This window comes from Carnobacterium viridans (genome assembly GCF_900102725.1).
Lineage (GTDB): Bacteria > Bacillota > Bacilli > Lactobacillales > Carnobacteriaceae > Carnobacterium_B > Carnobacterium_B viridans.
In genome coordinates this window covers 1,395,870-1,415,099 of the sequence record NZ_FNJW01000008.1, presented here as the reverse complement: position 1 = coordinate 1,415,099, position 19,230 = coordinate 1,395,870, and the positions used below count along the sequence as shown (strand labels likewise).

The window sequence follows — 19,230 nt, the reverse complement described above, 5'->3', positions numbered from 1 at the left end:
ACTGAGAGGTGATGTATATAAATAAAAAAGTCATTAATTATAAGCTGAAAACTATCCTATTAGGACTAATATTTATAGCAGCATTTACGGGTTTTATTTTTTATCCTGAACATATAGAAGGGAATATTGGTATTCTTTTGATTGCCATAACTACAAGTATTATTGAATTAAAAGAGAATCATAAATCGTTACCTAAATATTATTTAATTATTCGATATATAAACATTTTACTATTCGTCATAGCATTAGTATTAACTTTACTTAATAGGTGAATTCAAATCTTAAATCGTAATATGTTTCTAAATTATTTTTATTAGTTATGCTAAAACAGTATTTTATAACCTATTAAGGACTATTCACCTAGATATTCAACAGTGGTGGTTCCCCAACCAAAAATATCACTTAAAATTCCATACCCTATAAATAAATTGTAAGCAATACAACAAATACACGCTATGTAAACAAACTTATATAGTGTATTTGTTTGTTTATTTCTAACAATTAATAAGGGCGAGGTGATTAAGCCTAAAGGAGTAATTAAGAAGCCCAAAAAAGAAAGAACTAACAAAATTAAGCCCTCATCCTTTTCGCTTGTTCCCTGAATGAAATTTAATTTTTGAACATTTTCTTCTATTTTAACTTCATTTTGTTCTATTTTTTTTTTAAGTTCTTGATTTTCTTTCAATAATTCGTCTATCGAAACTTCGTAATACGTACTTAATTTTACTAAATTATCTAAATCAGGATAACTATTGCCATTTTCCCATTTTGAAATGGATTGTCTTGATATATTTAAATGGTCTGCTACATCTCCTTGCGAATATCCCTTATTAACTCTACTTGCCTTCAATCGTTCTCCTAAGGCCATAATTATTCCTCCTTCTATCATTCTTTGTTCTATCATACCGAAAGTAAAGATCATTGACTATAAGCTATTAGTTGCCTTTTAGCACCTAATGGTTGCTACTATGTAAACTGTTGCGTTCTGTTTGTTTCGTAAGATTCGATAGATAATTTGATTATGAACTACTAGGTTAGGAGAATGGCTATGGGAGATACCATAATGAAAAAATTAACCAAAAGAAACTGTTATCAATTTTTGTCTATCATTATTTTTAGTGGAGCTATTTTGGCTGTGTTCACTCAAAATATATCTTTTGGATACGCTTTAATAATTTTAGGTTATTATTTCCTTCGAAAGTCTGATTTAGTAGATTAAAAACACCTTATTACTCTGTTAGCACCTAATGGTTGCTAAGATGTAAACCAATACGTGCTATTATTCATAGCTAAATGTAGACATAATAAAGTTACAAAAGCAAAAGGAGGGTGTAGTACTAAGTTGATAATCTAATAGCGAAATAATAACTTTTTTACAAAATAGGAGGGAAATAAAATGAAAAAAATTGTACTTAGTTTATTAGCAGGAAGCATGTTAGCTAGTTATGGGTTACCTACATACGTAAGTGCTGCTGGATTTTCTGATGGCGAAAATAGTGAATTTAATTCTAACGAGGAAATTGTTTTAGAGAATGATATTCAAGAGGATGAAATAGCTACAGAAGAAGAACCAGTTATAACTGAAAGTGAAGAAAATTCTGATGATGCTACTGATTCTCAAAAATATACAATTGAATATGAGGAAGACGGTCCAGTTATTGTAGTTTATGAGGAAAATATTGAAATAGCAAGAGCTGTAGCTGGAAGCACTAGCGTTTCTAAATGGGGAGCTTGGGGGTATACTCATATATCAATTAGTAGAGGCGTTCTATCAGGTGCGATCAACACTGCTTTCTATACAGGGATAGGGGCTGTAGCTGGAACAATTGGACTACCAGTATATATTGTATCAGCATTATTGAACTCAGCACAATGGACTAAATTAGGAAGTACTCCAGGAAAAGCAGTTGCAAAAAAATGGGATACAAGTGGAAATGGTTGGGTAGAGTTTTATATGAGTAAAGGGTATAATGCAGCAGGGAAACATGTTGCAACAAAATATAAAACGAAGTAGATTTATAAATTAGAGGTGAGTATGTGTTTGATAATTATAAAATTTTTGCAGAAAAGCACCCGTATGCTAATATTATACTAATAATGGTTTTTTCTAGTCTTATTGGTATTTCAATAGAGTATATAGTAAATCAAGACTTTATCGGCGGAGCATTATATACCGCTATAGCGCTTACTGTAATTGAACTTATCAGAGTCAAAAGAAATAAAAAAAAAAATAATTAATTTTTTATAGATACTTTTAATAATTAGTAAACATAATCTCCATTAACCAAAGTACTTGTAACTCTGATTAATTTAAAATTAGTAGTTTCTAAATTATAAAAGCTAGTTGTAGGCATATATTTAGCCCTATAACTAGCTTTTATTTATGCTTAAGGAAAAATAGTCAAGAAAAGTGGAATGATTATGTCGGATCGTTTAGCGTTAGCTTTAAGAATTTTAAAAGGGAATAAAGTTCTTTTTCACCTTACTGAAGAGAAAAAAGAAGTAGAAATTCTGGTAGAGAGCTATATATTTAATGTCTACTGAATAATAAACTATGCTTATTCTGCTGCCTTTTACAACTAATGATTGATATAATAGATGCAAGGGTTTTTATAGGATGTTAAACAAAACCTTGCACTTTTACTGAAATGAGGACAGAAACATGTATAAATCACAACCGTATTCACAAATCGCTTTCGAAGACTTCAACCAACCAATGGGACTAAAAATGAACCCGAAAAATAGATGGATTGAAAAAGCGGAATGGATCCCTTGGGCTGAACTGGAAAAAGGCTATGCCAAGAACTTTCGCAATCAAAAAGGCAATGTCGCCAAACCGCTTCGTATGGCTCTGGGTGCCCTTTTGATTCAAATAGAATACGGTTATTCTGATGAAGAGACTGTCCTTCAGATCCAAGAAAACCCTTATCTTCAATTCTTTATCGGCTTGCCCGGCTATCAAGAGGAAAAACCATTCGACTCTTCGACGATGGTTTATTTTCGCAAACGCTTGGACGCTGTTACACTGACCGAGATCAATGAAAAAATTACTGAGTACGCCTTAGCCAAAGACAAAGAAAATCAAGATAACGATAACGACACTGATGACGATACAGATTCGAATGATTCAGGGAATGCCGGAACATTGATCTTAGATGCAACTTGTGCACCTCAAAAAATCAAGTATCCTACGGATACAGAACTGCTCAATGAAGCACGTACGCATGCAGAAAAGATGGTAGACGACATTTGTGAAACCAACGGATTCTCTAAGCCTCGTATGTATCGCAAGAAAGCTAGAAAAGACTATTTGTCAATTGTTCGCCGCAAAAGAAAGTCAGCCAAATGGTTGCGCCCTAAAATACGGAAGCTGCTTGGATATGTGCGCCGAGATATCGATTACATCAAAGGCTATCTCGAGCATGGAATCAAACTGAACGAGAAACAACAAAAAACATTCGAAGTTATTTGTCGTATCTATGACCAGCAGAAGGAAATGTTCGATAAAAAGACGCATTCCGTAAAAGACCGGATTGTCAGCTTTTCTCAACCATGGCTGCGACCTATTGTTCGAGGGAAAGCCAAAGCAAAAGTTGAATTCGGCGCGAAGTTAGATCTGAGTATCGATTCAAATGGGATGGCACGGATTGAAAAGACCAGTTTTGATGCCTACAATGAAGCTTCTGTGTTGGTTCAAGCTGTCCGCCGTTTCTACGATCGAAACGGACGTTATCCTGAGCGGGTTCTTGCCGACAAGATCTATCGAAATCGAGAAAACAGGTCTTACTGCAAAATACGAGGCATTCGCCTAGCCGGACCATCACTTGGTCGTCCAAAGAAAGACCAAACCAGAGACAAAGAAATCGAATATCGCGATAATGCAGATCGTGTAGAAGTTGAGCGCGGCTTCAGTTTACTGAAGCGTTGTTTCGGTATGGAAAATATCCGCACCAAACTCCGCGAAACTACCTTGACTACGATTGCCTTATCCGTCATTGCGATGAATGTAGATAACATTAATCGCAATCGCTTGCGCTCTTTTTTTGGACAACTGAAAAATCGGAAAAAAAGCTGTTTAGTTCTATTGAACTTTTCTCCATTTCAAATTAGCCCAATTGTTCAGTAGGCATTATTTAAAGATTTGAAAGAAAATATAAGCAATGAAGAAGGTTATTATTTACTTTTAGAAACAGAATCTAATGGAGTTGTACAACATGGAGAACTCATCTAATACATTTCATGAATAGTTATTGGAAACATTGCACGAGAATGAATTAGCGTTGAATTTAAAGGACATAAAGCTAAAAAATAAGCTTCAGCGTAGTTTGCAAATTTTAAACAATCTCTTAGTTGATGATTGCTTTAGTAGCGAAGAAGGTATTTCTATTTCTAATTGGACGAATAATTCAGAAAAAGTTGAAGATAAAATAAACTCTTTATCAGAAGTAAAAAAAACTTCTGGGAGGTTGATTGATCAAATAGATTTGATTATTAAACAAACTACCGAAAGAAAAGAAGAAAAGACTGCTGATGAATGATTAAAAGAAAAAGTTAAATATCGCGTGTTTGATAAGGACCTTAATCAAGAATTAAATACAGAAAAAACAAAGAATATCATTAAACTAAACGAAAATGAAAAAAACAATAAATGTTTTTTCAAAACAATTTTATTCTGATACAAATAAAATATCTTTCCTATCGTTATGAAAACAAACGTTAATTTTGGTCGGATTATCAAAGTAACCGGATGAGAACGTTGATTTATTAACAATGTTTCTATCCGGTTATTTTCTTTTTATTTGTACTTTGTATTATAGACTATATCTTTAAATCAATTTTTAAATTTTCTAACTATACAAAGGTTACTCACCATTTTTTACAGTAATCGATTGAGATGGATTGGGGAAATTCACATTCTATTTAAGACTTTTTTCAAAAAAACTCTTTACATAATATACTGGAGGGGGTATATTATGTATACGGATGGGGGTATTAATTTGAGAAAATTGTTTATATCAAGTATTAAAGGATATCAAAAAGGAATCTCATCTTTATTTCCGCCTAGCTGTCGATATTATCCTACATGTTCTGAATATACTATTGAAGCGATAGAAAAACATGGATCAGCAAAAGGAACATTAATGGGAGTATCACGTATTTTACGTTGCCATCCATTTGTCAGGGGCGGTTACGATCCTGTTCCCAATAAATTCTCACTTAAAAGGAATACAAAGTAAATTTCTATAAGAAAGGAAAAATAACTATGACTATAAAAGTAACAGATTCAACTTTACTATCAGAGGTACAAAAAGGAATAACGCTTGTGGAATTTTTGGCACCATGGTGTGGACCGTGTAAGATGTTAGGACCTGTTTTAGAAGAGTTAGAAGAAGAATTAGCACCAAAAGTTAAAATAGCTAAATTAAATATTGACGAAAATGAAATAATTGCTAATCAATTAGGTATTAGAAGTATTCCAAAGATGGTTTTATATCAAAACGGTCAACCGCTAGAGAGAATTGTTGGTTACAAGCCTAAAGAAGTATTAAAAGACTATTTAATAAAGAAAATAGAAGATAAATAAGAATAAGGAGGAATAAAAATGTTTTTTAAAACAGTACCGTCCATCTCAACCAGCGAACTAGAGAAAAATTTAGCAGAAAAGCCAGTCATCATAGATGTACGTGAAACTCATGAATTTCAAGGAGGCCATATTCCTGGAGCTAAAAATGTCCCATTAGGCAAGATCGCTAGTTATACCCCTGTAGGTAAAACGTATGTGATTTGTCAATCAGGTATGCGCAGTAAAAAAGCTTCAAAACTTTTAATGAAACAAGGATATGATGTAGTGAATGTTCGTGGTGGTATGTCATCTTGGACTGGAACTAAAAGGGGAGGAAAATTATAATGAAAATTGTGATTATAGGAGGAGTAGCTGGTGGAATGTCAGCAGCTACTCGTTTAAGACGTTTAAACGAAAATGCAGAAATCATCGTATTGGAAAAGGGACCTTATGTATCATTTGCTAACTGTGGTCTGCCATATTATGTGGCTGGTGAAATTGAAGAACGCAGCAGTTTATTGGTACAAACGCCAGAAGCTTTGCGAGCACGTTTTGAACTAGATGTACGTCCTGATAGTGAGGCAGTATCCATAGATGCTTCTCTAAAAGAAGTAACTGTTCGAACAGTTGAAGAAGAGTATACGTTAACTTATGATAAATTGATTCTTTCTCCTGGAGCTAAAGCGTTTACCCCACCAGCTAAGGGGCTAGAAGAAGCTAAGAACATTTTTACATTGCGTTCTGTTCCGGATGTAGATGGAATTACTGCTTTCATGGACACTCACCATCCTAAAAAAGCTGTAGTCATCGGAGCTGGATTTATCGGTTTAGAGATGGCTGAAAGTTTGGTTCATCGTGGACTAGATGTTACAATTATTGAAAAAGCACCACAAGTTTTGCCACCTTTGGATGAAGAAATGGCTGCTTACATCACTAAAGAATTAAAGGCGAATGGTGTTAAATTATATACAGGATTGGCTGCTGAAGCTTTTGAAGAAGAAGGAAAAGTGGTTGTGCTTGAAAATGGGGAACGCTTAGAAAGCGATATAACATTAATGTCAGTAGGGGTTAAGCCTGAAACAACTGTGGCTTTAACTGCGGGTGTTGAAACTGGTGTACGTGGTGGTATATTAGTAGATGAGAACTATGAAACAAGTCAAAAAGATATTTACGCTGTTGGAGATGCTATCGTAGTGAAACAACAAATCAATGGGGAAGATACGATGATTGCTTTAGCTGCTCCAGCTAATCGTCAAGGCAGACAAGTTGCAGATGTTATTAGTGGATTGTCTCGAAAAAACAAAGGTAGTATTGGTACCGCAATTGTTCGTGTATTTAACCAAGTAGCAGCATCCACTGGATTAAATGAAAGACAATTAAAATCAGCAAATGAAACATTTGAAATTGTTCATATTCAAGGAAAAAGCCATGCAGGGTACTATCCAAATGCTGGTACGATTTTATTAAAAGTACTGTTTAATCCTGAAAATGGAAAAATTTATGGTGCCCAAGCTATTGGTGAAGATGGAGTAGACAAACGCATCGATATCATTGCAACGGCTATCAAAGCAGGTATGACTGTTCAAGATTTGCCGGAATTAGAATTTACTTATGCACCACCATTTGGATCCGCAAAAGATCCTGTAAATATGGCGGGGTATGCTGCTTTAAATATTATTGAAGGAATTAGCGAGTCAATTCAGTGGCATGAACTAGAAGAGAAACAAAGAGAAGGCTATTTATTGCTTGATGTACGTAATGAAGGAGAACTTGAAAAAAATGGTCGCTTAAGTGGGGCCATGAATATTCCTCTTGATCAGTTACGTGAGCGCTTGTTAGAAGTACCTAAAGAGCAACCAATTATTGTAAGTTGTCACAGTGGGTTACGTAGCTATATCGCTGAACGGATATTAAAACAAAATGGATATACGGCTAAAAATTTAGATGGAGCATTTGCTCTTTATTCAACAGTCAGATCAGAAAAGGTGGTAAAATAATGTATCATTCAATATCAATGCCAGAGTTTGAACAAAAATGGAGAAAAGAAACACTTTCATTAGTCGATGTACGAGAAATCGATGAATGGGAATCTAAACATGTAGATGGTGCTGTTCATGTACCTTTAAGTGATTTATCAAATGGAAAAGAAAAGTTAAATAAAGAACAGGATTATTATGTGATGTGCCACTCAGGAGCTCGTTCTGCAATGGCTTGTCAGCAGCTAGCAAAAGAAGGATACAAAGTAACGAATGTTATGGGCGGTATTTCTGCTTGGAGAGGAGAAGTGATTTAATGGAATACAATGTGAAAATTGTGAATCGATTAAAACGGTCTGATGGCCAACTTCATGGGGTACTAAATATGATTGAAGAAGGAAGAGATTGTGCAGCTATAGTTACTCAACTATCAGCTGTGCGTGCCAGTCTTGATCGTGCTATCAGTTTGATTGTTGCTGAAAATTTAGTGGAATGTGTGCAGGAAAGTATAGAAGAAGGAAGTACTGGAGAAGAGAGTATCCAACAAGCCATTGGTTTGTTAATGAAAAGTAGATAATAGCAGTGGCTTAAAAAAATATTTTTCAAATTTTAAATAGTTCAAAAATAGAGGATAGGTTATAAATCCGTTCTCTATTTTTGAATTTTTTTAGTTTTTCTTCATTTACATAGTCAGAAAAAACTTTTACTAATTCTTCTGTTTCTTTTGAGAGTCTAATTGAATAGACCGTTCAGCTCGATTAATTTCTTGTGGCGTAGTATCAAATCGATTCGAGTAACCTTTACTATTTGGAATTCGGTCATCATGAATGGACAAAAATTTTTGTGTTCGATAAGATATAGTTAGTCAGACTAACTATATTGAGGTGTATTTATGAAAGAAGGTATATTGGATAGTAGGGATGTTGTTTCAAGATTTTGCCTTCTCCAGATGAATAAAAAAAGGGCTATACCTATAAAGCCAGTGAGATGGGTGCATTAATATATGTGCAAAAAACTGAAGATAAAGTGACACCGCTTATGATAAGTACTTTCTTGGGAATAGCAAAACCTTCTGTTACTGATATGGTTAATACACTAATTAAAAAACTTGTTTAGTTAAAGTACCCTCTGAAATAGACAAAAGAAGTTATACGGTAAAAATTACTGATAAAGGCCATGAACTGCTTGAATCTACAGCTAAAGAATACCTTGGAACCATGGATTTTCTTGAAGAAAAAATGGGGTATCAAAAATTCAGTTTATTTATTCAATTGCTACAAGAAGCCAATGAGCTATTAAGTGAGGAGTAAGAATGATGAAGGTATTAGTAACCGGTGCATCAGGTAATGGTGGAAGATATGTAATAAGAGAATTAGTGAAACTTAATGAACCAGTAGTAGCTGCAGGTACCAATATTTAGAAACTAAGAGATCTATTTGGAAATCAGGTTGAACCTGTCTATTTAAAATATAGAAATTATTACATTAAAAAAAGAGGTTTAGACAAAGCTTATGTTGACGTGACAGTAGCGTTATATTTTATGACAAGAATGGGGACAGCTAAAGAAATGACTAATCATTTTTATGAATTAACTCGTAGAAAGCCTCGCACATTTGAAGAATTTTCTAAGGATAAATTGAAATACTTCTCTTAACAAAATAGTTTTGATCTACCCCCTAACATAAAATGGAAAATTTTTTTGCATTTTCAAAAATGAGGTTAACCAACTATTTAATAAAAAGGAGACAAACACGATGTGTACAACAATTGGATTTTCTTATCAAGATGGAATAATTTTTGGAAGGACTTTAGAAGTTAGCGTAAAACTAGATAATAAAATTCTTTATATCCCAAAAGACAATAAAGAATTTCTTAAAGTAAAAGGTAGAGAATTTTCTACAAAATATGCAACTATAGGAACTGGTTTTTTTAACATTGCTTCTTTAGGAGATGGAATTAATGAGATGGGGCTGATGGGTTCTAGTAACTTGTTTCCTGGAAATGCTTCCTTTGCGAAAAAAGCTGTAGAAGGAAAAATAAATCTCATTACATCAACAGCTTTTGATTATTTGCTGAGTAGATGTAAAAATGTCGCTGAAGTAAGAGAAGAAGCTGAAAAGCTTATTTTACTGGAAAAGTATGAAGAAGGGGGACAGCAAGCAACGAACAACCACTTCTTCTTTATGGATTCTAAAGGCGGAAAAATTGTTTTAGAGCCAAAAAATGGACATTTAATTCCTTATGATAATCCTTATGGTGTTTTGACGAATGCTCCCGAGTTCCATTGGCATGAAACCAACTTGAAGAATTACTTGAATATCAGACCAGAAAATATTGAAAACAGAGACTTCAATGGTACTGTAGTTTCAAAGTTTGGGGAAGGGAGTGGAGCAGTCGGTCTTCCAGGTGATTTTACGCCTCCATCGCGTTTTGTACGTTCTGCTTTTTTTGTAGCCAGTACACCTAAAGATTTAGAACGTCAAGCTGCTATCTTACAAGGGTTTCGTATCTTATCGCAAGCCGATATCCCAACAGGAGCGGTAGTAGATCTTGAAAAAGGTCACAAAGATGAAACGTTATATACATCGATAATGGATACCCAAAAAAAAGCATACTTTATCAAGTGCCACGATAATAACACTATTCAACCATTTTATCTTGAAGACTATCAAGAAAAATCCGATATCACATTTATTGAAATTGAAAAAGAGATGTCTTTGTAGAAAAAAAGAAACTATTTAATGAAGCAAATGGAACACTGAAGTGCCAACGCTTTGTCATTCGCATTGAATTCAATGCAAACTACAAACAAACCCTATTCCGCCAGAAATATCCTGTAACTAATTTAACTAAGCTATCAACACTAAAAAGTATAGAGCCCTGATTAGCTGCTTTTTTGGAACTTCTTTGATTTAATTATAATACACGAGGCGGAATCGAACCGTCACAAAGCTCCTAGCCGTGCATTGATAAATAGTTAAATGATTATTTTGAGTCGTTTGTGATAATTGGTTCTTCAGCCACGACAGGTGTTTGAGTGAGGGTGTCATTTAAATTGCTGATTTGACGACCCACATTCTTTGTTCCAGCAAATGAACTGATTAAATTGTTGATGTCTAAGCCTGTTGCGTCTTTAAATGCTTCTTGAGAAGCGGCCAGTGTGTTTAGGGCTGTTTTGGTAATAGCTGATGCACCATTTCCGTTTCCGCTGTCGACAACTGTAATTTTGTCAATGTTACTCAATGGTTCAGCAGCAGCACGAATAATTGCAGGATAAGCTTCAATCAGTAAGGTTGCAATAGCTTCATCGCCATATTGTTTCAAAGCTTCAGCCCAGGCTGTCTTGCTATCTGCTTCAGCTTTACCGATCAAACGAATACTTTCGGCTTGAGCCATACCGTTTAATTCAATTTCTTTGGCTCTCGCTTCAGATTCTGCAATAGCTTTATTTTTATCGGCTTCCGCGCGTTGCTCAACAGAGTAACGTTCAGCATCAGCTTTCTTACGGACAGTTGCGTCGTATTCGCGTTCTTGTTTAATGGTTTCTTTTTCTTGCAACTCGATTTGTTTTTCACGTTCAATAATTTGAGCGTTACCTTCTTCGATGATAACTTTTTTCTTTAATTCAGCTTTCTTTAAGTCATATGCACTTTCAGCTTCGGCTTTTGCGATATTTTGTTCTCTTCCGTATTCAGATATGCGAAGGCTTTTCACTTTTTCAGCTTCGGCAATTTCTGTTTGTCGTTGCAATTCAGATTCTTGAGAGAGTTGCTCAGCTAGTGCACGTTGAATACGTGTTTCTTTATCTGCATTTGCTGTTTTGATATCTGCATCTCGTTTCACTTCAGCAATACGTCCTTGGCCTAATGAATCTAGGTAACCGTTTCTGTCCGTTACTTCTTTTACTGTAAAAGATAAAATAACTAGTCCCATTTTAGCTAAATCACCAGATGCTTCATCTTGAACATTTTGGTTGAATTTATCACGGTTTTGATAAATATCTTCAACAGTCATGCGACCTAGAATTGAACGTAAATGTCCTTCTAAGACTTCTTTTGCTTCGCTTTCAAGTTGTTCTGTTGATTTACCAAGATATTGTTCAGCAGCTGTTGCGATGTCTTCTGATGTAGATCCGATTTTAATAATAACGGTTCCGTCAACTGCGACTGGAACACCTTCCTCGGTATACACTTCGGGTGTACGAACGTCTAATTTAGACGACAGTAGTGATAACTTGTGAACCGATTGAATAATTGGCCAAACGAATGTCCCGCCTCCGCTAACGATTTTCATTTTATTGCCCGTATTGGGATCAACATAAACATTTTTATCACCTAATGCTGTACCACTGATAATTAGGGCTTCTGCAGGTGAGGCTGTACGGTAACGACTGACCAATGCGACGAGTAAAACGACTGCGATGACGATAGCGCCAATGGTTGCAAATAATGTTGAATTCATTTATACATTCCTACTTTCTCGTATCTGCTTTTTGAGGGTGGAGTTATTTTTTTTGTTTCTTATTCCATGTTGGCGTTGGTTTGCCAATAGCTTTAATGCTGTTTGTGTAAGGAAGAACATAAAGAATGTTGTTGCTGACATCCATGATCAATACATTTTCATTTTTAGGAATCTCGGTTATATTATCGGTATTGTCATAGATTTTAGCCATTTTATTCACTCGTGTAAAACCAGTAGATACGATCACTTCGCCTGTTCCGTTGAGTGTAATTGGGATGGATACCTTCGCTTCTTTGCCTTCTAATTCATGAATCGATGTAATAGTTGAATTTTCAGCACGGCTTTTAAAAGGCAGTATAACAAGAATATTCATGAGCATAATGGCAACCATTACGACAAAAAAGATACCTACAAATAACCAGATAGATACGGTTATAAGATTGGTCACTAGAATCCCATATGTAATGAAAAAAGCAATCATTCCTGTGACAAAAAAATCACTGATGTCGTAAAAACCGACACTGATGATATCTTTTAGCGGCAATGTCAAAATGGCTAAAGCTATACAGCCTGTAAAAGCAAATTGTAAGTACAGTGAGTTTTCTAAGATCGCGGTTAACACTTCATTTTCACCCCCTTTCAATAATGAGTTGTTAGGCTTTTTAACGGCTATCATGACTTGATGAACGATCTACTAATATAGATAATACCATACTGTATTTAGAGTGTACGGAATATTTTATACTAAAGATAAGCTTTTATACTTTTTTATTTATCAAAATTCGTGAGGCCATTTCTACAAGGTGGTATACCTCGAAAATTCTCGATCCTCGCTCAAGAAACTAAATGGTTAGCCTCATCTTTATAGCTTCTTAAAATAAAACAACATACGGCATGATACCACGTGTCATCTTTACATCGTTGTCTTTTGTGATAATAAGAGCTTCTATGCCGGGAGTGTTATCGATATATTGGATGGCCGCATCGGGACTAAACATAAACAACAAAGTGGTCCATAATTCTCCATCAATTGATTCATCCGAAACGATGGTTACACTGGCCAATTCATTTTCAATCGGGTAGCCTGTTGTTGAATCAAAAATGTGATGGTATTCTTTTTCACCTACCTTAAGTGACCGTTCATAAATGCCAGATGTAACCACTGATTTGTCTTTCACCAGTACAGCTCCTATTAAATCTCCACGAACTAGTGAAGGCTTTTGAATACCTACACGCCAATAGCCATCTTTGTATTTAGGATTTTTTCCAATAGTCAATACGTTACCGCCTAAATCCACTATACCGCTTTGTACGCCTTCTTTTTGGAAAAAAAGTTTAAGTTTATCGGCAAAATACCCCTTTGCTAAGGCGCCAAGATCTAATTCCATACCCTTTTTTGTTAAGTATACGGTTCTTTTATCCGCATCTAATTCAATTTCAGTTGGATCAATTAGTTTTATACGTTCTTCAATTTCTTTTTGATCAGGTAAACGCGCACCAGTGAATCCGATTTTCCATAGTTTGACGAGTGGTCCAATTGTGATGTTTAACGCAAGGTTAGAAGACAAACTATATTCCTTGCCGACTTGAATTAATTCATATAAATCTGAATCGACATGAACAGGCTGTATTCCTGCTTGTTGGTTCACGATCATCAAAACACTTTTAGGATTGTTAGCGCTGAAACGAGCTTCATAGTCTGCCAACATGTGGCTAGCTATTTCCAATAATTTTTCCGACTCTGGATGCACGATGGAAAGGCTGATTCGAGTTCCCATTCGGTTGATAATTTTCTGTTTAATTTTTTTAACCCACCTATCTATAAAGTTGAAAAGCCTATACAATGCATATGTTTGCATTTTAACATACTCTAAAAATTAGTTGAGGTTTTCTCTAAAAATAATTAAAAGAATTGATTTAAATCAATTTTTTTAATTATTTTTCTACTTATACTAGGAATGTAAAAACTATTTGTGAAATTGATAACAATATCAAGGAGGTTCATATGAATAATCTTAAAACGGGAACGTACAAAGGAAGAGCAACTGGGTACCATGATTATATCACCGTAGATGTAAAAGTAGATGAGGGAAAAATAGTAAACATTGATTACACTGAAAATGAAACGCCTAACAAAGGTGGTGTAGCCGTAGCGAAAATGGTAGAAGAGATCATTAAACGACAATCAGTAGAAGTTGATACAATTTCTGGTGCGACATATGCTTCAGAAGGGACTTTGCGGGCTGTGGATTATGCCTTAGGAGTTGCACGAGGCGAACGAGCTCCTATTGATGGGGAATTTAATGAAGAAACAGGAAAGATTGAACATCATTTCACACCTGGAACTTACAGTGGAAATGGAGATGGGTATAAAGGTGAAATTAATCTGAATGTAACCGTAAGTGAAAACAAAATTGAAAAAATTGACTACCAAGGAAAAGAAACTCCTGATATCGGTGGTGAAGCAATTGAAGACATAATTGCAAATGTTTTACGCAGTCAATCTTCTCAAATTGATACGATTTCGGGCGCAACTTTTTCTTCACGCGGAGCACAAGAAGCGTTAGATTACGCTTTAGGTATAGCTAGAGGTGAGATTGATCCTGAAGCTGCACCGCAGTTAGAAGATTTAGAACCACGTATCCAATTTAGAGGAGGATCCCTGACCATTGAACAAATTGAAGCTGTTTTGAATGCGCTACCAGTCGAAATTACGTTTGTTGGTCCGGATTTGCGCTTTCAATATTTTAATGAAGATCATCATGAGTTTCATCGTTCTCAGGCGAGTTTAGGAAGCCACTTTATTGATTGTCATCCGCCTCACGTGCGTGAATTTGTTGGTAAATTAGCTGGAGAACTGGCAGATGGGACACGCAAAAGCGAAACGTATTGGTTCACACGAAAAGATGGAGATCGTAAAATTTTTGTTTCTTATGTTCCTGTTTTCAATCGCACAGGAAAAAATATTGGATTCATGGAATATGTCCAAAATGGAACACCTTTTATTGAGACAATCGATGAACCGAATCGCCGTGGGGAATTAAGCAATCCTACTGAACCAAATCCATTTGCCCGCGAAAAATGGAACTAAAATGACAGGAATAAATTCACTTATCATTTAGTTGAAGAAAAGGAAGGATGCAGATGAAACGCCATTTTTTAATTAGTGTTGGGATTCTTTCTTTTCTTTTGGGTTCAGCAGGCGCAATTCTACCTGTGCTGCCAACGACACCATTCTTATTGTTATCTGGCTACTGTTTTGCACATAGCTCCAGTACGTTTAATGATTGGTTAAAAAAGACTAAATTGTATCAACTATATGTATCAGATTACGTTGAAACGAAATCTATTCCTAAAAATAAAAAATGGAAAATACTCGTTAATAGTTATATTCTGATGGGCATCTCAATTTTTTTTGCACCATTTCAACTCATTAAAGTAGTGTTGGCGATAGTGACACTTGCTTTAACTGTAGCATTATTATTTGTTATTCCAACTCGTAAAGTTCTACCTAAAAATGAATGAAGAAAAAAATATGCACATTAAATTGCTGGAAAGGACTACCAACATGTCAAAAAAATTATTCGAGGAAATGGAACTGAAATCGGGAGTACGACTAAAGAATCGTATCATGATGGCACCAATGACTATTCAAGCAGCATACTTTGATGGAACGGTCACACAAGAAATGATTGATTATTATGCTCATCGTTCTGGAGAAGTTGGTGCAATCATTGTTGAAAGTTCGTTTGTGGAAGATAAAGGTCGAGGATTTGCGGGAGCTTTAGGCAACAATAAAGATTCTCAAGTGAAAGAACTGCGTAAACTAGCTAATGCTATTAAAGAAAAAGGATCTAAAGCTATTTTGCAAATTTATCATGCTGGACGTATGGCTGCTCCAGAACTCAATGGTGGAGCTACGCCCATCTCAGCTAGCCCTGTTTCAGCATTGCGACCGGAAGCTGTTACACCGCGTCAAATGATGCCGGTGGATATTGATAAAATGATTCAAAACTTTGCAGATGCTACCAGACGTGCGATTGAAGCTGGATTTGATGGAGTCGAAATTCATGGCGCAAATACGTACCTAATTCAACAATTTTTTTCTCCGCATTCTAACCGCCGTGAAGATAAATGGGGAGGCAGCCGAGAAGCACGTGCTAAATTTCCGGAAGCAGTGATGAGAGCTGTACAAGAAGAAGTTAAGAAACAACAAGCAGAGCACTTTATTGTAGGTTACCGATTTTCTCCCGAAGAAATTGAAGAGCCAGGGATACGTTTTGAAGATACGATGTATTTATTGAATCGTTTAGCTAAACTAAAACCAGATTACTTTCATATTTCAATGGGTAGCTGGAACCGATCATCAATCATCAATAAAGAAGACAGTCAGCCCTTGCTCGAGAAGTACATTGAGCAGCAATCAGAAGAGTTGGCTCAAATAGCTCTAATCGGTGTAGGTGGAGTTGGTCAGCGCATTGATGCGGAAGCTACACTTAAAGCGGGCTATGATTTAGTTGCAGTAGGAAAAGCTTTTTTAGTCGAACCGAATTGGGTTGAAAAAGCAAAATCAGATGAAGAAATTAAAGATTTTGCCGACATCAGCGAACAGAATCTGTTGCACGTCCCTGAACCTTTATGGGATGTAATGGATTTTATGATTAGAGATGTACAAGCAGAAGAACAAAAATATGAACAGCTGAAAGAATTGCAAAATGTAAAAATTACTTTCAATCCGGGAACCTATGAAGCGTCTGTTGAAGGTCATGATGGAAGTGGTATCCTGATGAAAGTAACCTTCTCAGATACTAAAATTTTGGCAATAGAACTGGATGGACAAGAGCAACCAGATGCCGTTGCAACTACCGTTTTCAAGCGATTGCCAGAGGAGATTATTACTGGGCAAACGTTGCAAGTAGATGTCATTTCAGGAGCAACGGTGACTTCGAAAAGCCTTATTGATGGAGTAGCAGATGCAGTGGAAAAAGCAAATGGAAATTCCGAAGCTTTACGTGTACGTTCAAAAGATGCCGTTCAGTGGGAGAGTACAGAAGTGAGATAGTTATTTTTCATGAGTTATTCAAAAAAAGCTAAGGAATGCTGTGAGCAGACCTTGGCTTTTTTTGGCTCTATACTCTTTAGTCCTGATAGCTTAGTTAAATTGGTTACAGAATATTTCTGGAGGAATAGGGTTTGCTTGTAGCCGTGCATTGGATTCAATGCGAATTATAAAGCGTTAACGCTTCAGCGATTAAGCTTTATTTGAGGCTTGAAAGCTCTGAAGACTACAGGCTTCAGACGTTCCCATGGCTCTCCACAAGCAAACCCATCTATTCCAGAAGAAATTTTTTCTTCTATCAACCAACCAACACCATTTGATGAAGAATTTTTTTGTGTACGGATAAGACTAAGAATGCGAACGCTAAAAAATCAATACATAAAAAAGGGTTGCTTATAATCTAGTAAAAATTATCACAAAACTAATTTAATGCATCAGAACAACTCTAATCACGAACGAAAAATAAATCGTTTCAATAAACGTTTGTAAAACTTCAAAGCGTTGTGCTATATTGAACGTGAGAAATTAGAGTGGAGGAAAATAAATGGATGCCATTGTCTCTGTTGTTATGGGAAGTACTTCTGATTGGGAAACGATGAAAGACTGTTGTGCGATTTTAGATGAATTTGATATAGCGTATGAAAAAAAGGTGGTCTCAGCCCATCGGACGCCGGATTTGATGTTTAGTTTTGCTGAACAAGCAAGAGAATTGGGAAAAAAAATAATTATTGCAGGAGCTGGAGGTGCGGCTCATTTGCCGGGCATGATTGCAGCAAAAACAACATTGCCAGTCATAGGTGTACCGATACAATCTCGTGCGCTTAATGGCATGGATTCGTTATTGTCTATTGTACAGATGCCGGCGGGTGTACCTGTTGCTACTGTGGCGATTGGGAAAGCAGGAGCTGTGAATGCAGGACTTCTTGCAGTTCAGATTCTTTCAATTGAAGATAAAAAGTTAGCGAAACAGTTGGAAACAAGACGTGATTGGCTTAAAAAAAATGTAATAGAAAGTAGTGAGAATCTTGTATAAACCACTCAAACCAGGAGAGACTATTGGAATTATTGGAGGCGGACAATTAGGGAAAATGATGGCTCAATCAGCAAAAAAAATGGGTTTTGTTGTTGGCATCTTGGATCCTAATGAAAATTGTCCAGCAGCTCAAGTGTCTGATTGGAATATCTGTGCTGATTATGCTGACAAAGAAGCTTTACGTGAATTTGCGAGAAAAGTTTCTGTTCTAACGTTTGAATTTGAAAATATTGATGCAGATGCACTACGAGAGATGGAAGAAATAGTCGCTATCCCACAAGGTAGCGAGGTAATAGCTATTACGCAAGACCGAATCAAAGAAAAACGGTTTTTAGAAGCTAGTGGAGTTTCGATTGCAGCCTTCGAGGTTGTGGAAAAAATAGTTCAACTGAATACTGCGCTTGAAAAAATTGGCTATCCTTGCGTTTTGAAAACAACACGTTTTGGGTATGACGGTAAAGGACAAGTTGTTTTAAAATCAGAAGCGGATAAAGAAGCGGCAGCAGCGCTGATTGGTGATCATAGTTGTATTCTTGAAGCCTGGGTACCTTTTTCGAAAGAACTATCAGTTATGATTGTTCGCAATCGAAAAGGTGAGACGACTATTTTTCCAGTTTCTGAAAATATCCATGTCGCTAATATTTTACATGAATCCATTGTACCTGCACGGATTTCTCCAGCAGTGAGCGAAAAAGCCATAGAGACGGCTCAACAGATTGCTGATGCATTACAATTAGTTGGCACGTTAGGAATCGAATTATTTTTGACAAAAGATGATGACATTTTCGTCAATGAACTGGCACCTCGACCGCACAATTCAGGACATTATACGATTGAAGCAATGTCTCTTTCTCAATTTGATGCGCATATCCGAGCAGTAGCTGGATTATCGATGCCAAAAGCGCGCTTGCTTTCAAGTGTTGTTATGGTCAATATTTTAGGGCAACACATGGAAAAAAGTTTAGTGTTTCGTGATAAAAAAGCAGAATGGTCGTTTCATTACTACGGTAAAGAAAACTTACAGATCAATAGAAAAGTCGGGCACGTCACGATCTTGACAAATGATATCGAAAAAACCTTGATAGAAATAGGGGATACCGGAATTTGGAATGCATCGCGAAGTAAATAATGGATAAAT

The 19,230-nt window shown here is 36.0% G+C and carries 23 protein-coding genes; 19 read left to right on the top strand and 4 right to left on the bottom strand.

Annotation, left to right across the window (positions count from 1 at the left end):
• Positions 1-352: 352 nt before the first annotated feature.
• Complete coding sequence (locus BLT48_RS08235) at positions 353-868, bottom strand: helix-turn-helix domain-containing protein (RefSeq protein ID WP_089977155.1); 516 nt, start codon at positions 866-868, stop codon at positions 353-355.
• A gap of 180 nt (positions 869-1,048) precedes the next feature.
• Between BLT48_RS08235 and BLT48_RS13865 the strand changes: the two genes are divergently transcribed.
• From BLT48_RS13865 to BLT48_RS08175, 14 genes are all read left to right on the top strand, one after another.
• A complete protein-coding gene (locus BLT48_RS13865) occupies positions 1,049-1,219 on the top strand; it encodes a hypothetical protein (protein ID WP_176944101.1) in 171 nt (56 codons plus the stop codon).
• Positions 1,220-1,396: 177 nt separating this feature from the next.
• A complete protein-coding gene (locus BLT48_RS08230) occupies positions 1,397-2,014 on the top strand; it encodes a hypothetical protein (RefSeq protein ID WP_089977152.1) in 618 nt (205 codons plus the stop codon).
• A gap of 23 nt (positions 2,015-2,037) precedes the next feature.
• Positions 2,038-2,238, top strand: a complete 201-nt coding sequence (locus tag BLT48_RS08225) for a hypothetical protein (RefSeq protein WP_089977149.1) — start codon at positions 2,038-2,040, stop codon at positions 2,236-2,238.
• 424 nt (positions 2,239-2,662) lie between these two features.
• Entirely contained in the window at positions 2,663-4,126 is a 1,464-nt protein-coding gene (locus tag BLT48_RS08220) for an IS5 family transposase (protein WP_226776547.1), read from the top strand.
• Positions 4,127-4,259: 133 nt separating this feature from the next.
• A complete protein-coding gene (locus BLT48_RS08215; protein WP_218123368.1) occupies positions 4,260-4,538 on the top strand; it encodes a hypothetical protein in 279 nt (92 codons plus the stop codon).
• A 435-nt stretch (positions 4,539-4,973) separates the two neighbouring features.
• Positions 4,974-5,237, top strand: coding sequence for a membrane protein insertion efficiency factor YidD (yidD, locus tag BLT48_RS08210; RefSeq protein ID WP_411155643.1), 264 nt, complete (start codon positions 4,974-4,976; stop codon positions 5,235-5,237).
• A gap of 26 nt (positions 5,238-5,263) precedes the next feature.
• The gene (gene trxA, locus BLT48_RS08205) at positions 5,264-5,584 is read left to right on the top strand and encodes a thioredoxin (RefSeq protein ID WP_089977146.1); all 321 of its coding nucleotides are present in this window, start codon (positions 5,264-5,266) and stop codon (positions 5,582-5,584) included.
• A gap of 18 nt (positions 5,585-5,602) precedes the next feature.
• Positions 5,603-5,908 (top strand): rhodanese-like domain-containing protein, encoded by a 306-nt coding sequence (locus tag BLT48_RS08200; RefSeq protein ID WP_034537896.1) that lies wholly within the window; start codon positions 5,603-5,605, stop codon positions 5,906-5,908.
• Positions 5,908-7,560 (top strand): FAD-dependent oxidoreductase, encoded by a 1,653-nt coding sequence (locus tag BLT48_RS08195; protein ID WP_089977144.1) that lies wholly within the window; start codon positions 5,908-5,910, stop codon positions 7,558-7,560. Before BLT48_RS08200 ends, BLT48_RS08195 begins: the two co-directional genes overlap by 1 nt.
• Positions 7,560-7,856, top strand: coding sequence for a rhodanese-like domain-containing protein (locus BLT48_RS08190; RefSeq protein WP_034537892.1), 297 nt, complete (start codon positions 7,560-7,562; stop codon positions 7,854-7,856). The genes BLT48_RS08195 and BLT48_RS08190 overlap by 1 nt, the downstream gene beginning before the upstream one ends.
• Positions 7,856-8,116 carry a metal-sensitive transcriptional regulator gene (locus BLT48_RS08185; RefSeq protein ID WP_089977139.1) on the top strand — a complete coding sequence of 87 codons (261 nt, stop codon included), beginning with the start codon at positions 7,856-7,858 and terminating at the stop codon, positions 8,114-8,116. Before BLT48_RS08190 ends, BLT48_RS08185 begins: the two co-directional genes overlap by 1 nt.
• Before the next feature lie 735 nt (positions 8,117-8,851).
• Positions 8,852-8,959: an SDR family oxidoreductase gene (locus BLT48_RS13665; RefSeq protein ID WP_143019111.1), complete on the top strand. Its 108-nt coding sequence runs from the start codon at positions 8,852-8,854 to the stop codon at positions 8,957-8,959.
• Positions 8,960-9,058: 99 nt separating this feature from the next.
• Complete coding sequence (locus BLT48_RS14335) at positions 9,059-9,193, top strand: hypothetical protein (RefSeq protein ID WP_280513129.1); 135 nt, start codon at positions 9,059-9,061, stop codon at positions 9,191-9,193.
• Positions 9,194-9,293: 100 nt separating this feature from the next.
• Positions 9,294-10,262 carry a linear amide C-N hydrolase gene (locus BLT48_RS08175; protein ID WP_089977135.1) on the top strand — a complete coding sequence of 323 codons (969 nt, stop codon included), beginning with the start codon at positions 9,294-9,296 and terminating at the stop codon, positions 10,260-10,262.
• 262 nt (positions 10,263-10,524) lie between these two features.
• Here the strand turns inward: BLT48_RS08175 and BLT48_RS08170 are convergent, their stop codons facing one another.
• The 3 genes from BLT48_RS08170 to BLT48_RS08160 form a co-directional block, all read right to left on the bottom strand.
• Complete coding sequence (locus tag BLT48_RS08170; RefSeq protein WP_089977132.1) at positions 10,525-12,000, bottom strand: flotillin family protein; 1,476 nt, start codon at positions 11,998-12,000, stop codon at positions 10,525-10,527.
• Positions 12,001-12,043: 43 nt separating this feature from the next.
• Positions 12,044-12,622 carry a membrane protein gene (locus BLT48_RS08165; RefSeq protein WP_035020707.1) on the bottom strand — a complete coding sequence of 193 codons (579 nt, stop codon included), beginning with the start codon at positions 12,620-12,622 and terminating at the stop codon, positions 12,044-12,046.
• Between the two features lie 250 nt (positions 12,623-12,872).
• Positions 12,873-13,778 (bottom strand): FAD:protein FMN transferase, encoded by a 906-nt coding sequence (locus tag BLT48_RS08160; RefSeq protein ID WP_089977129.1) that lies wholly within the window; start codon positions 13,776-13,778, stop codon positions 12,873-12,875.
• Between the two features lie 227 nt (positions 13,779-14,005).
• On the opposite strand from BLT48_RS08160, the gene BLT48_RS08155 reads away from it, so the two are divergent.
• From BLT48_RS08155 to purK, 5 genes are all read left to right on the top strand, one after another.
• Positions 14,006-15,091, top strand: a complete 1,086-nt coding sequence (locus tag BLT48_RS08155) for an FMN-binding protein (protein ID WP_089977125.1) — start codon at positions 14,006-14,008, stop codon at positions 15,089-15,091.
• A 53-nt stretch (positions 15,092-15,144) separates the two neighbouring features.
• Positions 15,145-15,525, top strand: a complete 381-nt coding sequence (locus BLT48_RS08150; protein ID WP_035020703.1) for a YbaN family protein — start codon at positions 15,145-15,147, stop codon at positions 15,523-15,525.
• A gap of 43 nt (positions 15,526-15,568) precedes the next feature.
• Positions 15,569-17,062: an oxidoreductase gene (locus BLT48_RS08145; RefSeq protein ID WP_089978732.1), complete on the top strand. Its 1,494-nt coding sequence runs from the start codon at positions 15,569-15,571 to the stop codon at positions 17,060-17,062.
• A 541-nt stretch (positions 17,063-17,603) separates the two neighbouring features.
• Positions 17,604-18,092, top strand: coding sequence for a 5-(carboxyamino)imidazole ribonucleotide mutase (gene purE, locus BLT48_RS08140; protein WP_089977122.1), 489 nt, complete (start codon positions 17,604-17,606; stop codon positions 18,090-18,092).
• On the top strand, positions 18,085-19,221 hold the full coding sequence (gene purK, locus BLT48_RS08135; protein WP_089977119.1) for a 5-(carboxyamino)imidazole ribonucleotide synthase: 1,137 nt from the start codon (positions 18,085-18,087) through the stop codon (positions 19,219-19,221). Before purE ends, purK begins: the two co-directional genes overlap by 8 nt.
• Positions 19,222-19,230 lie beyond the last annotated feature (9 nt).